General features: G+C 68.0%; 8 protein-coding genes. All 8 read right to left on the minus strand.

What is annotated here, in order from left to right:
• Positions 1-3: 3 nt before the first annotated feature.
• Complete coding sequence (locus tag QRN11_RS19170) at positions 4-1707, minus strand: serine/threonine-protein kinase (RefSeq protein WP_285314077.1); 1704 nt, start codon at positions 1705-1707, stop codon at positions 4-6.
• Complete coding sequence (locus tag QRN11_RS19175) at positions 1704-3662, minus strand: FHA domain-containing protein (RefSeq protein ID WP_285314078.1); 1959 nt, start codon at positions 3660-3662, stop codon at positions 1704-1706. The genes QRN11_RS19170 and QRN11_RS19175 overlap by 4 nt, the downstream gene beginning before the upstream one ends.
• On the minus strand, positions 3649-4659 hold the full coding sequence (locus tag QRN11_RS19180) for a PP2C family protein-serine/threonine phosphatase (RefSeq protein WP_285314079.1): 1011 nt from the start codon (positions 4657-4659) through the stop codon (positions 3649-3651). Before QRN11_RS19180 ends, QRN11_RS19175 begins: the two co-directional genes overlap by 14 nt.
• Entirely contained in the window at positions 4656-6185 is a 1530-nt protein-coding gene (locus QRN11_RS19185) for an RDD family protein (RefSeq protein ID WP_350224008.1), read from the minus strand. Before QRN11_RS19185 ends, QRN11_RS19180 begins: the two co-directional genes overlap by 4 nt.
• A complete protein-coding gene (locus QRN11_RS19190; protein WP_285314081.1) occupies positions 6182-8764 on the minus strand; it encodes a transglutaminase-like domain-containing protein in 2583 nt (860 codons plus the stop codon). The genes QRN11_RS19185 and QRN11_RS19190 overlap by 4 nt, the downstream gene beginning before the upstream one ends.
• Positions 8761-10092: a DUF58 domain-containing protein gene (locus QRN11_RS19195; RefSeq protein ID WP_142065053.1), complete on the minus strand. Its 1332-nt coding sequence runs from the start codon at positions 10090-10092 to the stop codon at positions 8761-8763. Before QRN11_RS19195 ends, QRN11_RS19190 begins: the two co-directional genes overlap by 4 nt.
• Before the next feature lie 53 nt (positions 10093-10145).
• A complete protein-coding gene (locus QRN11_RS19200) occupies positions 10146-11117 on the minus strand; it encodes an AAA family ATPase (protein WP_285314082.1) in 972 nt (323 codons plus the stop codon).
• Between the two features lie 83 nt (positions 11118-11200).
• The coding region (locus tag QRN11_RS19205; RefSeq protein ID WP_285314083.1) for an Ig-like domain-containing protein at positions 11201-16326 on the minus strand (5126 nt) is incomplete at its 5' end.

Consider the following 16326-nt stretch of genomic DNA (forward strand, 5'->3'; position numbering starts at 1 on the left):
CCGTCATGGGCCGGTGCAGGCGATGGAGGCTTCTTCCATCGGTGAGAAGGCGCCGTCCGAGCGGACGATCATCACCTGGACGCAGGTCTGCCCGGACGGGTTCGGCGTCACCTGGATGGGGGGCTGGGCGATCGACTGGTATTCGCCGCCGCCCCCGATGGTGTAGACCCGCCATTTGTAGGTGTCTCCGGGCTTGGGCTGCGGATTGTTCCAGGTGAACGAGGCGCCGCCGGGGGTCAGGGTTCCGGTGAGCCCTTCGACGTCGGGCACGGTGCCGTTGTCCAGCGCATCGGGCGGCGGCTTGCTGGCTTCCTGGCTCTGTGTAGCCTTGGGCGCCTGCGGTGCGGCGTTGGCGATCACGATTCCGACTACCGCGGCGAGGACCAGCAGGGTACCGCCGGAGATGGCAAGCCAGAGGTTGCGTTTCCCGTGGTCAGTGCCGGAAGCGGCGGCTTCGGCAGGTTCTTCCACCTTTGCGGGCCGGTGGAGCGTTGTGTCGGCAACGTCTCCGCCGTCGGGAAGCCTGCCGTCCTGGGGCCCGCCGGCCTGAATCCTGCCGTCCGGGGAAAGTCCGGGGATAACCGGCGCACTGCCGGCAGCGCCACGGAGGACCGTGGCGGGGGTCCAGTCCTGGGGCTGGGCAGCAGGCGCTGGCGGCGCCAGGGCTGCCGGTGGGGTAAAGCGCGACGGCGGCGCCTCCTGTGCGGGGACCTGCGGCCGGGTGCGGGCCGGGAAAGTGGGCGCACTGCCGGTCCGCTCCGGGTCGATGGCCGCGATGCTCCGCACCCGCGTTTCTTCGGCGCCGTCATCGGGGTGGCTGTCCTCCTGGTGCGGCTCTTCGAGAACTTCGAAGGGCGTGACCGACAGGTTCAGTTCAGCCTGGATGCGCTGCAGGGCAAGGGCGAAGGCATGGGCCGAGGAGTACCGGGACTGGGGTGACTTGGCCATGGCCGTGGACAGTGCCAGTTCCAGGGATTCCGGGACGTCGGCGCGGCCCAGCCGGGGCACGGGCATGTTGCTGATTCTGCTGATCAGCTCGCGCTGGGAGTTGTCGGCGCCGGGCATCACAAAGGGCGACCGCCCGGCCAGCAGCGTGTACAGCGTCGCGCCAAGCGCCCACACGTCCACCATCACGCCGTCCACGGTGCCGTCGGTGAACTGTTCCGGCGGGGACCACGGGATGGACATGCCGGAGTCCTCGTCGGCGTCGCCGGCCAGGGTCCCGGAAATGCCGAAGTCGGTCAGGGCAGGGCGGTTGTAGTCCGTCACCAGGATGTTGGCGGGTTTGATGTCGCGGTGCGCGATGCCCGCGCGGTGGGCGGTCTCAACGGCGGACGCCACCTGGATGCCGACGGCCAGCACCTCATCAACGCTGAACCGCTGCCGCCGGTACCGCACGTCCAGGCTGGGCCGCGAGCAGTACTCCATGGCCAGGTAGGAGTGCCCGTCGTCGGTGACCTCCGCCTCGAAGATGGTGACGATGTACGGGTGGGAGGACAGCTGGGCCATGAGGTTGGCCTCGGACTCGAACCGGCGGCGCGCACCTTCGGTTTTCAGGTCCGAGAGCAGCACCTTGACGGCCACCCTTCGGCGGGGCCGGTCTTGTTCGTAAAGGTAGACGTCGGAGAACCCGCCGGATCCCAGCAGGCTGATGTAAGTGAACCCCGCGATACGGGGCGGCGGCGCAGGCGGCCGTTTGGAACTCAAGGAATCTCCTCAAAACGCAGAGAGATGTTGTCGCCCAGTTCAGCGATGTCCCCGTCCAGCAGGATGGCCATCTCGTTCTGGGCCAGGCGGCGCGGGGGCTGGCCTTCACGCACCAGGACGGTGCCGTTGGTGGCTTTGAGATCGCACAGCATCACGTGCCAGCCCTCCAGCCGGACTTCGACGTGCGAGCGGGAGATATCCCCTCCCGGGCTTGCCACCTGGACCAGCCGGGGCATCACTCCGCCCTGGACCCGGGACACCGAGGGTTGCCGGCCGATCACCAGCGACTGGTCGAGGTCCACAAGTTCTCCGGTGGAGATGCGCATCCGTCCCAGGCGCGGACGGGCCACCTGGACTGCGTCGGGCAGAAGCCCCGCGCCGCACGCCGCACAAGTGGCACTGGTGGGCGGATTGGGGTGGTCCTGGGGGCAGAGCCGCGCAAGCACCAGCGGCCCGGCCGCCTCAGAGGAGTTTGTCACCGTGCGGACGGGCCGGGCGGCCATCCCTTTCAGGCTGCCCTTCATCACCGTCTGGCCGTCGTGGTCGGCGTCGTATTCCGCATGGTTTGCTTCCGGAGCGGGCGCAACAGGAACCGATACAACAGGGGCGGCTGGAGTTGGGGCCACGGAGGCAGTGGAGGGTGCCGCCGACAACATGGGTGCGGGAACTGCACTCGGCGGCGCCGGTTCGCTGCTGCCCCCGGCCGCCGTCCGCCAAGGCACGGAGTCGATCAGCCCGCTGGTTGGGGCCATGGGCGCGGAGTTGGGTGAACCGGCGGAAGGTGCCTCCAAAACGACGGCGGGCGGAGCGCCTGCCGTCGCAGGGGATACTTCCGGGCGGGCAGGGGTATCGGCCGGGCCAGATTCCGATGACTCCCCGGCCACCTGCTGTTCAACGGCCTGATCTTCAACGGCCCGCAGTTCAGCGGCTTCGGGGTCCTGCGCCTGAGGTTCCGGCTGGTCTGCCGGCTGCGGCTCTTCCCGGACGGCGGCATCTTCGATCCTGCGGACCACGGTCCGTTCCCACAGGTGGTCATACGAGCTGGTCATCTCGCTGGCCACTGGCTGTTCGGAAGCACTGGACGTGGTGTCCTCCCGGGCCGCACTGAGGCCAGTGTCAGTTGCAGGGCCAGCATCAGTGGCGGGGGCAGCTTCCGGGTCCGGGTCAACGCCTGAATCTGGGTCAGCGCCTGACTCCGGGGCAGCGTCCGTTTCGGCCAGGCCGTCGTCCTCGAAGTCCTCATCGATGACCGCATAAACGGTCTCCGCCGACGCCCCATGCTCGGGAGCAACAGTGATCTCCGGAAGGTCAGCCTCTTCGGACGCTTCAATCACGGGGCCCGGGACCGCGGAGGTGGGCGCTTCCGGTGCTACAAAAACCGGCGCGGCCGGGTCGGCTGCAGCGGGCGCCGCAGCAGCGGTTCCGGCAGCAACAGCGGGCTCAACTGCTGCGGGAGCAGGCCTGGCGGCGCCGCTGGCCTCGGCCCCGAGGGTGAGGACCAGGGACTGCAGCAGCACCACGCCCTCCGCCAGTGGCAGGTCCGGCAGGACGGCGTGCGCGGACTTTGGCTCGGGGTCCACGCTGCGGCCCGCCGCGGGAATCACCAGCCGGCACAGCCCTGACTGATCGAGCCGCCGCTCGGTCCAGGTGGTCACGTCCCGGCCGTTCAGCTTCACCGGACCGTCGGCCGACTGGACAGTGACGTCCAGGTCCCCGCGCAGGAAGACGCGCAGTGGTCCCTGGAAGTCGAGGATGCCGAAGGACGGGATGTTGGCCAGCGATCCCCCGGAACTGCTGGTCACCGCATGAAGGACTTCGTGCACTTCCGGCCGGCTTTCGAGCAGGCCCCAGAGTGCGGCAATGAGGGCCGGCTTGGTGTCCGGCTCCAGGAGGACAACTGTGTGGGAGCGGACGATACCCAGCCAGGTCCCGGGGATGTAACTAACGGCGGTCATCGCCCGGTTCCCCACTCTCGTCGGCTGGGCCCGGTTCCGCGGCGTCCGGTTGAACACCGCCCGCGTCAACAGTGCCCGCTTCAACAGTGCCCGGTTCCGCAGCCTCTGGTTCCCGAGTGCTTGAATCGACGGTGCCCGTGCGATCTACGGCGCCCGTACGGGGCAGTGTTGTTTCGTCTTCGGCCGTCTCCGGGCGTGGCGCAGTGGTTGCTGCACCGGCATCGTTGAGGACGTTCCGGACGTCCACCACAATGACCGTGACGTTGTCCCTGCCGCCGCTGCGAAGTGCGGCCTGGATCAGGGCGTCCGCCGCGTCCTGGGGGTGGCCCACCGTGCTGAGGATCCGGTAGATGTGGTCATCCGTCAGCTCGCCGGTAAGCCCATCGGAACAGATGAGAATGCGGTCGCCTTCCTCCACGGGCAGCAGCCAATAGTCAGCCTCGGTTTCGTCTCCGGTGCCCAGCGCCCGCGTGACCACGTGCCGGCGCGGGTGGATGGTGGCCTGCTCTGCGGTGATCTCCCCGGCGTCAACGAGTTCCTGGACTTCGGAGTGGTCCACGCTGATCTGCTCGAACCTGCCCTGGCTCAGGCGGTAGGTCCGGGAGTCGCCAATGTTCATCACCAGCCAGTACGGCATGCCCATCTGTTCCACGATGACGGCGCCAGTGAGGGTGGTGCCGGCGCGTGCGCCGGTGGCCTCGCGAATGGAGTCGTCCGCCTTCACCAGATACTGCTGGAGGACCGCAGCCGTGACGCTCCGCTCCCCCGTAGTGAGCTGGGGTATCGACGCCAGTGCGCGGACACACATTCCGCTGGCAACCTCACCAGCTTCGTGTCCGCCCATCCCGTCCGCCACGGCGAAGACAGGATCGGAGGCAATGTACGAATCCTCATTCAACTCCCGGCGGAGTCCCCGGTCCGTCCCGTGGCCGACGCTCAGGCTGAGCCCTGCCCCCGGTTTAGTGCTGGAGGGAACGCTTGCGGGCTGTTGGTTCATGCCTGTCCTAGGTAAAAGGTACGGTCTCCAAAATGGACACTGGATCCCGGGGTAACAAATGCGGGCACTCCCGGCTGAAGGGGCGTGCGGTGGCCGTCGGGCGTGGTGACGGCGCTGCCGTTGGTGGAGTTCCGGTCCGTCACCCAGACGCCCGCCCCGTCCGTCAGCAGGTGGAGATGGGTCTTGGAAATGGACCGGCCGGGGTCATCGACGGCGAGCAGCTGGGCCTGCTGTTCGCCTGCCTGGCCCACAGGGTTCCTGCCCACGAGCACGCTGCGGTCCAGCTGGAAGTCGCGGCCGTCGTCGAGCCTGATCCGCAGGACCGCCACCGGTGCAGGTGCTGCGGAGCCGGGGCGCACCTGGGTGCGGTCCACGTCGTCGTCCGGGTGCCATTGCTGGTCGCGCGGTTCCGGAACTGTCTGGACAGGCGCCGCAGCGGGGACCGTCCGGACCGGAGCCGCTGCGGCAGGAGCGACGCCAGAAGGAGCGGCAGGACCAGCGGGGCCGGGGACCTGCGGGAGGGAATTTGCGCCTGGCTGCCGGACGTCGATGACCTTTGGCGCGTTGGCGCCTGCCACCGGCGACAACACCTGCTGGACCGGCGGCAGATCCAGCGGGGCAAAGCTGTACGGCCCCTGGATTCCGCCGGTGGCGATGGGGTTGCGGCCCGCCTTGACGTCGAAGGCGAGGGTTTTCGCGGCAGTATCATGCCAGCCCCGGAGTCGGCCGTTTTTGTCCCAGCTGTTCGAGACCACCACCAGCACAGCCCAGACCGTTCCCGCCAGCATCAGCGGTCCGAGCACAAAAAAGGCAACCGCGAACCACTGGAAGACCACCACAAGGATGGCCGCCAGCAGCGCCAGCAGGATGCCCGCCCCGGTGACCAGGCCGCGCAGGAAAACAGGACCGGCGCCCGGCGCGTAGCCGTCATTGTCCGCACTGCGGATCCCCATCAACAGGTTCCCCAGGGTCTTGCCGGTCCGGGCTTCCCACCCCAGCACCACAAAGAGGTACACGAGGGTCAGTCCCAGCCCGATCCCGCCGAACAGCACCAAAGACGCCGTGTCGTAGATGATGAAGCCGCCGCTGCGGGTCCGGGTGATGCTGGCGAAACCGAGGGCAAATGTCACCACGAGGACAGCCAGGGGCGGGAGCCAGTCAATCACGGCAGCGCCAAGGCGCTTGCCCGCCGTGGCTGGAACAAGCTGAAGATTTACTGCCATTCCCGTTCCTCCCCCTGGACCGGCCCCCACCTGCACGGTGGACCCGCCGGCGCTCCCCCGGCCTGTGCCCGCGTTGATGCCCGCCGCCGGAAATGCCTGCGGCCTTTCTACTACCGGGATAGTACCGGGAATCCGGGGCGGGTGCGCGGCGGGGGTACCGGCGTGCTGCCCAGCCACCAGGTGGGGCTGGCGAAGGCTGCGGGCCGACCGGTTGGGCAAGGGCGCGCCGCAGGCGTTGCAAAAAGCAGCCCCGGCGCGGATGGGTTGCCGGCAGTGCGGGCAACGCCCGGCGTCGTCTGTCACTGGCTTCCCGATCCTTGCATTGGGGTCTCGGGAGTTGTTGCGTCGGGAGCTGCTGCGGCGGGTGCGGCCGCTGCGTCGGGCCCGGCCGGCCCCGCTGGCGCTTCCGGCACGGCAGGACGACGGCGGCCGCTCCCCTTGAGGGACGGCAGAACAGGCAGTGCCAGCCCGGCGCCGCGGCGGCCCAGGAGGGTGCGGGCGTCCGCGAGCAGGGAACGTGGCGAGAACCGTGCCTGCTGCCGGCGCCAGAACCCCACCGTGGAGGTCATCTCCTTCAAGGACCCGTCAACGATGGTCCAGTACTCCCGGACCTCGTCCTCGCTGGGCTGGCCGGCACCGAAGATCGATGCGTCAGCCCGCCTGGCGAGCATGGTGGTGGTGCCGCCGCTGGCGGGGAACGCCTCGGCGAGCACGGCGGCGCTTTCGCGGCGCGTGGAGCGGGTGTCGACGGCGGCGCCCATGTCGGTGGCAAGGCTCACCACCTCACTCCAGCCTCCGCCGACCCGCTGCGCGGGGTCACCGTCCCGGAAACGGGACTTCCGGCGTCGTGATTTCAGCAACGCAATCAGCAGCAGCGGCAACGCGAGGATGGACAGCGGGATCAGCGCCACGCCCAGTGCGCCCAGCAGCGCACCCCAGAACAGCCAGGGGTTGTTCTTCTTCTGGTCCGCGTCCAACGCGTCGGGCGAGGAGTCCGGCGGCAGGTCCGCTGGTTCCTGCGGCGGGGGCGGCGGCTGCAGCACCTGGGGCTTGGGCTTGGACTTGTTCTCGGGATCCGGCGGGATGGGCACGTTGTCCTTGGGCGGGGTGGGGTCGAAGCTGACCCAGCCCACCCGCTCGAACGCGACCTCCACCCAAGCGTGCACGTCCTTGCCGGTGATCTTTACTTCCCCTGCCCCGTTTTCGGGGCTGGTCGGCTCGGGGTAGAAGCCCATCACCACGCGGGACGAGATGCCGAGATGCCGGAGCATCAGGGACATGGCCACCGCGTACTGCTCGTCGTCGCCCAGCATCTGCTTGGCCGTCAGCAGGTTCCTGATGCGGGCGGACCCGTGGCCCGAGACGCTGGGCAGCTGCCCTTCGCTGACCAGGCCGTTGCTGAAGGCGCCGGTCTTCTGGAAGTGCGCTTCAATCTGGCGGACCCTGTCGATGGCCGTAGGTGCGTCGGCAGAGAGGTCGTTGGCTTGGGATCCCACCACCGGTGGCACCTCGGCAGGAGCCGGCAGGGACACCTGGGCGAAGTCGTACTGCGTCAGCTGCCCGTGTTCCAGCTTGACAGGATCGGACACCTGGACGCTGTAGGAATCACCTTTGGACAGCCCGTTGGTGGTCACTGCGGTATCAGTGCCCGAGTTGAAGTAGAGGCCCGACGCCGCGGCGGAAGCGCCCTGGTCGAAGCTGATGCCGGTGGTCTTGCGGCCGCCTGGGACAAAGAAGCCCTGGTAGTCCTCGATGGTGATGCCGATGGAGTAATCGTTGGTGGGGACCACTCCAGAAGTGTCGGCCAGGGTGTTGATGGACTCGGTGTCGCCTACTTTGCTGAAGTTGCCCGAGCCGTTGGGATCCATGTTGTAGTTGGTGCCGTTGAACGCGTCCAGGGCACCGAGCCGGACGCGGCCATCCCGCGGAAGGCCCTTGACCACAAAGAGGGTGTCGTCCTTTTTGTCCTTGACGAACGTGCGGAAACTTGCCAGCGGGGTGATGTAGTCCTTGGGATCAAACGGAGGGACCACAACGTTGCGGAGGACCTTCCGGTCTCCCCCGGCGGTCACCAGCGGGGCGGACAGCGCAGTGACGGCCACGCTGGCGGCGATCACGCCGGCTGCCATGCCCAGCCTGCGCAGCTTGGCCCGCTGCGCGGTGGCGGAGTCGGTCTGCGGGTTGTTGACGGCCACTTTCCGGCTGCTGCTGCGCCGCAGGGCGTCGCGGCGGAACGTTGCCCAGGCGATGCCGAGCACCGTCAGGCCGATCCCGCGTTCGAGGGTGAGGAAGGCTGCGTTGGTGCTGAACGCGATGCCCGTAATGAAGAGGACCAGCACCGGAATGAGCGGCAGGTACGGGGTCCTGGCCCGCCAGGTAAGGACCCCTGCCACCAGCGCTGTGATCATGGAGCTCAGGAACGGGACAATGAGCACGCCGCCGGCAGTTCCCACCGGGACCCCGACGGTGAGCATGTCCTTCCAGGCGAACACAATGCCCAGGAGGAGGATCCGGAGCGAGTCCAGGGTGGGCACAAAGCCGGCGATGGCCGAGTCGGGCACTGCCAGCAGGGTCCCGAAGACGAGGTAGGCCCCGAGCGCCAGGGCCGAGGTGATCAGCAGCCCAAGGCGCAGGTGCGCGTTGACCACGCCGATGGCCAGGCCCAGGATGATCCCGCCGAAGCCGGACACCAGATAGTAGGGATCGCCGCCGAAACTGAGGCCGAAGCCGAGCAGGCCCAGCCCCAGGAGTACGGTCAGGGCGCCGGCGTCGAGCAGGAAATGCCAGAGCGGCTGCCCGTCGGCGAAGCCGGACTGCAGGCTGCTGCGGGCCTGCTGCCGGGCGGATGTGGTGCGCGGACGCAGCCCAGGTGCGGAGGTCATGCTGCCGCCTTCCGGAGGACGATGCCGAGGTCGGCGAGGTCGCCAAGGGTGAGTACTGTCAGGTCGGCGATGTTCGCCCTGCTGGACGCGGCGCCCGCTTCCACGCGGACGGCGAGGCTGCGCACCCCGGGCGGCACGGAGGCGGCGGCGGACCGGAGCTGGGTGGCGGTGACGTTGCTGCCCACCACAAAAAACACCACGGAGGCGTTGGGGACGGTGTCGGCCAGCGTCCTGGCGAGGTCGACGGCGGTGCGGCGCATGGGGGCGCCCACGATCCGGGTCATGTCATCGAGCATGTTGCGGCCGGTTTCGCAGCGCAGCGGCCCCTTCTGGGTGAGGACGTCCAGTTCGCGCTGCTCGCGGATGGCCTGCCGGCCGATGGAGGCGGCGGCGGAAATCGCCATCTCGAATTCCTCTTCCGAGGCGTATTCGTCGGTGTTGATGGACAAGGAAACGGCGAGGTGGGCGCGGCGGGTCTCTTCGAACTGGCGGACCATGAGCTTGTTGGTCCGCGCCGTTGTTTTCCAGTGGATGTGCCGCCGGTCATCGCCCGGGACGTAGTCCCGCAGGGCGTGGAAGGAAACGTCGGCGCTGGACAGGTCGGTGGTGGGCATGCCTTCGAGGTCGCGGATGAAGCCGGCAGCCGATCCGGCCAGGGCCACCGTGCGGGGATGGACGAAAAGATCCTCGGGCTCGGTCCACAGGACCTGCCGGCGCAACAGGTGCAGGGGGTCGGCGCGGACCGAGCGCACCGGACCCACCACGATCACGGCACGCCGGGCCGTGGGGATGGTGAAGAGGTCCTCGTGGACCTGCTGCGGTTTCATCCGGGGCAGGTGGAACACCGCGGTGACACCGCCCACGGGCAGTTCGACGGCCGCGGGCAGCAGGGGCCGGCTGGAGGTGTTGGTGACGGCGATGCTGCCCACGGCACTGTCCCCCACGGCAACGCGGGTCCGGGCCAGGTCCAGGACCACGCCATAGGTGGAGCGCCCGAGGATGAAGCCAACGGCGATCACGAACATCACAAAGGCTGCCACGGCGGCGGCCTTGGCCTCCTGCCAGCCGTAGGCCTGCCCCGCCGCCCAAAGGAGGATGGCGGCGGCCAGTACGGACCAGCCCAGCACGCTGATCACCGAGAGGACAGGCCAAACGTGCTTGAGCCATGCTTCTTTGACCGTTCGCCAGGCGGGTGCCAGGGCAAGTCCCGCAGTGCTGCTGGCCTCGGCCCAGACGGCGGACGGGTGCAGGCGCGTCGGCTGGCCGTTCCGGTGGAAAGGTTGCCTGAGGCGCTCGGCGATCCGGGTCAACGGGGTGCCGGTGGACATATGTGAACCTTCGTTGTGCTGCTGGGGATGGACTGTTGAGCCGGGTGCGGCGGTCAGGCGTTGGTGCGCTGCTGGGGCGCGGCCACGTCTGCCAGGATGCGGGTCAGGACGGCCTCGGCGGTGGCGCCGGAGAACTCGGCTTCCGGGTCCATCACAAAGCGGTGGGTCCACACCACGGGGGCCAGTTCCTTGATGTCATCCGGGAGGACGAAGTTCCGGCCCTGGGCCGCTGCCCAGACCTTCGCGGCACGCACCATGGCCAGGGCGCCGCGGACGGAGACTCCCAGCCGGGTTTCCGGTGCGCTGCGGGTCTCCTCGCAGAGCCGGGAGATGTATTCCAGGACCGCGGTGTCCACGTGGGTGGTGGCGGCGAGGTCGGCCATGTCCGCCACAGCCAGGGTGGTGATGACGGCGGTGAGGTCCTGGGAGCGGTCCTTCAGGTTCGAGCCGCCCAACAGCCGGACCGTGGAGGCGTGGTCCGGGTAGCCAATGGACGTCTTGATCAGGAAGCGGTCAAGCTGTGCCTCGGGCAGCCGGTAGGTGCCCGCCTGTTCGATGGGGTTCTGCGTAGCCATCACCATAAAGGGGCGCCCGGCGGAGTAGGTGACGCCGTCCACCGTGACGCGCGATTCCTCCATGACTTCCAGCAGGGCCGACTGGGTCTTGGGCGAAGCGCGGTTGATTTCGTCAGCCAGGACGATGTTGTTGAAGATCGGGCCCTTGTGGAACTCGAACTTCTGCGTCTTCTGGTCGTAGATGGTCACGCCGGTGACGTCCGAGGGCAGCAGGTCCGGGGTGAACTGGATGCGGTTGTTGGATCCCTGCACCGTGGCTGCCAATGCCCGGGCCAGGGACGTCTTGCCGGTGCCGGGCGCGTCCTCAAACAGGACGTGCCCCTCCGCCAGCATGGCGGTGAAGGTCAGCCGGATGACGTGCTCCTTGCCCAGGACGGCCTTCCCCACGTTGGCGACGAGCTTTTCGAAGGTTTCAGCAAACCAGGCGGCCTGCTCGGTGGTCATGGTCATGGGGTTGCTCTTCCTTCTGTGATGGTCAGGTTGTTGTGCGGGACCGGGGGTACCGGTCCCGCTGGTGCGCCGGCGGTGCCGGCCTAGCGGTTGGGCATTCCGTTGGGCGGGTTGCAGCCGAGGCTGCTGGTGTCGCAGCGGATCCAGTTGCCGGCCGCCATGCCGGAGGTCAGGTGGTACCAGATGCCGCTGGGGTTGTTCGAGGTCTTGTACCAGACCTGGTAGCGGTCCGTCTGTGCGCCGGCGCCGGCGTCCAGCCACTTGCCCTCGCCGTTGCACTGCGACGGGTTGCCGGCAACATAGCTGTCCGTTCCCCTGCGGGGTTCGGTGCAGCTGCGGACCGGGCTCGCCGTGATGCCCCAGGAGGTGGGAACGGGGGGCGGCGGTTCCGCACCGCTGCGGGACGTATCGCTGCCGATCCTGCCGGCCTGGCCGCCGCTGATGGCCCGAACACGAAGGGTTACCGTTTCGCTGTATCCAACGGTTTTCGAGAACGAGCGCTGATTTGTGTCCTGCCAGCCGCCGCCGTCCACACTGTACTGGTACCCGGTCACAGCCCGGCCGTTGCCATCCGGCTGGTTCCAGGTCCAGGACACTGTCTTGTCCCCGACGCCGCTGCTCTTGCTGCCGGTCACGGTGGGCGCAAAGGCGAGACCATAGGGATTAACCTGGTTGGACGCTGGGCTCGCGTCGCCCGCGGTGGAGCTGCGGGACGAGACGGCCCAGACCACCACGGACGTGGGAGTGCCATTGGCTGCCGGAATGATTTCGCCTCCGGCCGCGATGCTGCCGCTGCCGCCGCCTGACGTCAGGCTGTACCTATACGTGATCTCCTGTGCTGTCGACCCATTGCGCTGGGCGTCTGTCAGTACTGGGAACCGAACGTCGATCTTCCCGCCACTGCCGCCGGTGTCGTAGAGCGTCGCAGTCGGTGTGCCGACCATGCCTGGCTTGCCCACCGCGCGTATGGCAGCCGACTGGGGGCTGGTACCGCTGGTTCCCGCCTTGTTGGTGGCGGAAACCGTAAACGTGTAGTTGGTTTCCGAGTTGTCCACCGTCACGTTCTGGGTGGTGCCGGCAACCTGCTGGCTGGACACCACAGCCCCGCCGCGGAGGGTGGTCAGGGTGTAGGCCGAAACGGCGTCACCGTTGTTGTTGGGCGCAGCCCAACTGACCTTCAACTGGCTCTGCGAACCCAGTGAACCCGCCTGGGCAGCGGTAGGCGCGGTAGGAGTTGCCGGGACCCCGGCAGGAACTTCCGCAGCCGAGTACGGGCTCCACTCCGACGGCTCCTTGGCATCATTGCGCGCCAGGACCCGGACCTTGTAGGACACCCCGTTCTGCAAGCCTTTCCAGACGTAGCTGACAGCGGTCAGGTTCTGGATCTGGGCGTTCTGCCCGGGTGGCGCCGGCGAGATTTCCAGGTCGTAGGACTTCACCGGCGACCCCTTGCTGGCCGGGGCGGTCCAGTTGATGGACAGCTCCTTGTCGCCGAACTTCATCGACGGCGCCAACGGGGTATCGGGCTTGACGTCCGGACGCACCTCCGCGGAGGCCGGCGACCGGTCAGACTCGCCGAACTCGTTGGTGGCCGTCACCTGGAAGTGGTACTTGGTGTTGTTCACCAGCCCGTTGAGGGTGCAGGTGTTGGCCGGGCAGTCCTGCTGGAACCCGGCCTCGCCGTACACCGTGTACTTGGTGATGGGCGAGCCGCGGTCTGCGGGCGCAGTCCAGTTCAGCAGCGCGGTCCGGTCCCCCACGCTCTGGGCCTGCGGGGTGGTGGGCGCCTGGGGTTCGTCCTTGACGGTAAGCCGGATGCGGGCGGTGGCCTGGCGGGAGGAGTCCCCCGTCTTGTCGGCCACCGTGTAGGACACCACCATGGTTCCGGTGAAGCCTGGTGCGGGCGTCACCGTCACCGAGTCTCCGCTGACCTCCACGTTGCCGCTGCCGGTTTCCGTTGCGGCCGCGATGATCTTCAGGGCCGTCTCCGGGAAGGGGTTGGCGTCGTTGGCCAGGACGTTGACGGTCACGGGCTTGCCGGCGGCGGCGTTGGGTTCCACGTCGTCGTTCGCCACCGGTTTGGGCCGGTCCGAGGCGGTGACGGCCAGCTGGTAGGTGGCGGTGGCTTCCAGCCCGCGCGGGTCCCGGGCCTTGACCTGGACGGCGGCAGTGGTTCCCGTGCCGCTGGAATCCGCGGCCGAGACCTTCAGGGCTTTGCCGTCGATGCTGGCGTTGAAGCCGGCCGGAGACCCGCCCACCAGTTCGTACTTCATCTTCTCAACGTCATCCCGGTCCGGATCGGACGTCAGCTTCCCCAGGTCAGTGCTGGCCGAGTCCCCCTTCGGGACCTCCACATTGGCGCCCAGGAGCTCTGGCGGGTTGTTCTTGTTGGGATCGGGCAGCACCTTGGTGCGGATACTGAGCGTGGACTTCAGGCCGGCCGGATCATCCGGGCCGGTACCGTCCGTCACTTCGAAGGTCAGCGAGCCCGGGCCCACGTAGTCGGCGCCTGCCGTGTACTTGAGGCCGGTGCCGTCCCCGGTGACGGGATCGCCGCCGTCGGCGCCGATCAGTTTGATCCGGTCCGCCTGGGTCAGCCGTGGGGAACGGCCCTCGCGGACTTTCACCCACTCGTCCAGGTCAACGTCCACGGACTGGCCCGCGATCACCTCGATGACTTCGTCCTTGGCCAGGGTGGGTACCTGCTGGCCAAGGCCCGGGACCCAGATGACCGCCGTCGACTGCTGGCCGTCCACGTCCTCCACGGTGTACGGGATCAGCTGCGGCTGCTCGGTCAGGTCCACCACCATGTTGCCCTCGGCGCCGGGCCGGGCCGTGGTGGCCTCGGTGCTGATCTTGAGGTTTTCGCCCACGCCGTCGGGGTCCTCGTCGTTTTTCAGGACGGGGACATCAACAGCGGTCTTTCCCAGGGTCTGGGCGGACGTCACCCTGTCGTCCCGGGCGATCGGCGCCTTGAGGGGCACCTCGTTGTCCACCACCACGCGGATGGCAGCCTGCGCCGAGGCGTCCCTGTCATCGGCGATGGTGTAGCGCACGTTGACCGTTCCGGCTTCGCCCGGCGCCAGCAGGATGATCCTGCCGCTGGCCTTGCTCACCGTAGCCTGCAGTGCCGGATCAGCTTCGATGCCGTCGGTCAGGATGCGGATGAGGTCGCCGTCCGGGTCGGTGTCATTTCCGGTGGCGTCGACGGCGATCTGCCGGCCTGGCCGGACCCGGACTTCGTCGTCCACGGGCGTGGGTTTCTGGTTGACCTCGCCGCGCGGGGCCATCCCGACAGTCACCGTGCCGGTGTTGACCGCGCCCTGCCGGTCCACCACCTTGTAGCGGAACGTGTCCGTACCGGCGCCGTCGCCGGCCGCCGTGAAGTCGATGAAGTTGCTGCCCACCGTGGCGGTACCCATGGCCGGGGTGCTGTCGATGCCGGTCAACTGGACCGAGTCGCCGTCGGGATCGATGCCGTCCAGCGGGACAGGAATGCGTACGGTGCCGCCAGCCACCACCCGTGCCGTCAGGTTACGCGGCTGCGGACGCGAATTCTCGGCGCCTTCCAGCGGCAGGACATGGATGGTCACGGCCGCGGCGCTCTTTTGGCCCTGCGGGTCCACGGCGTTGTAGATGGCCCGGACTGTCTTGGGCTGGCTGCCGGCAATAAAACGGAGGGTGTTCTCCGAGACGAAGCTTTTCCCGTCCGCCGGGTCCACACCCTGCGGCAGGACCGGGTCCACGGTCAGTTCCTGGCCCTGCGGGTGGGTGTCGTTGTCGAGCACAGGGATGGTCACGACGTCGTTGACCCGGACATTCACTTCGTCCGGCTTGGGCTGGGGTGCTTCCACGACGGCGGGCGCCGGGACCGGGACCACCGAGACGCTGCCGGTGGCCGGCTTCTTCCCGTTGGACATGGTGTATTCGAAGAGGATGGGGTCCTTGGTTCCCAGGATGTCCGTGATGCGCAGGACGCTGTGGTTGATCACGCTGACCGACGCAGTGGAATTCTCCGGGAGCTTCACCGACTGCAGTACCAGGACGCCGCCGGACGGATCGGAGTCGTTGGCGAGAGGGTCCAGCAGCACGCTTCCGCCCGTGGGCATCAGCGCGACGTCGTGGACGGCCACGGGGTTGCCGGTGTCGTCGCCGGATTCCACGTCCACCCGGATGAGGCCCTGGCTGCTTTGCGGCCCGTTGCTGGCGATGTAGGTGAGGTAGACGGGCCCGGGGGTGGTGCTGCGGAAGGTAAACGTGCCACCGTCGGTGACGGGGCCCAGCTCGGCGGGGCCGTTGGCTTCCACCTGGGCCAGGCGGAGGGCGCCCCCGTTGGGGTCGACGTCGTTCTTCAGCGGTGAGATGACCAGGTCCTGGCCTACCACGGCGGTGACGTGGTCGGCGTTGACCACCGGTGCCAGGGCTCCCGGGGGCTGGACGTTGACCACTACTTTCCCGGTGACGGTGGCGCGGCCGTCCCAGATGGTGACTTCGACGTTCTTTTTCCCGGCGGTGGCGCCGGAGTCCTGGAACGTGAGCAGGCCGTCGCGGCGGACCTTGACCTGGTCCTGTTCGTTGTCTGCCTTGGCGTCAAGGAGGACCAGGTCGTCGCCGTCGGGGTCGATCCAGTCGGTGAGGATGTTTTGGCTGACGGTTTTGCCTTGTTCCACCAGCATGGTGGTGTTATCGCCGCGCTTGAACTGCGGCGGCTTGTTCTCCTCCGGACCCACAACGCTGAGAGTCACCTGCCCTGCGGCGGAGAGGCCGCGGCCGTCAGAGGCGTTGTAGCTGAACGTCTCCGTCCCGGGTTTCGCGTCGGCCGGGACGGAGACCTGGAACGCGGTGCCGCCGTAGATCTTCTCCAGGGTGCCCGCCTTGGGGCCGGAGTCAGTCACGGCTGCGGTGAGGACGTCGCCGTCGGGGTCCGAGTCATTGTCCAGGACGCTGAGGATGGTGGTCCGGCCCGGGCGGACGCCGACGGCGTCGGGCTTGGTTTCGGGCGGACGGTTGGGTTTGGTGCGGTCCGGCAGGACGTTGATGGTGTTGTTGTCCGCCGATTCCTGGTCTTGTTCGTCGGATTCGTTTTTGGGTGGAACTACGTCGTCCCAGTTGTTGACCAGTTGCATGTTCTGGTTGACCAGCCACACATTCCCGGAGTTCACATCGTTCAGGACCACCAGGTCCCGGTTCACCCGGAAAACATACGACG

The sequence above is a fragment of the Pseudarthrobacter sp. fls2-241-R2A-168 genome, assembly GCF_030209335.1.
Classification (GTDB): domain Bacteria; phylum Actinomycetota; class Actinomycetes; order Actinomycetales; family Micrococcaceae; genus Arthrobacter.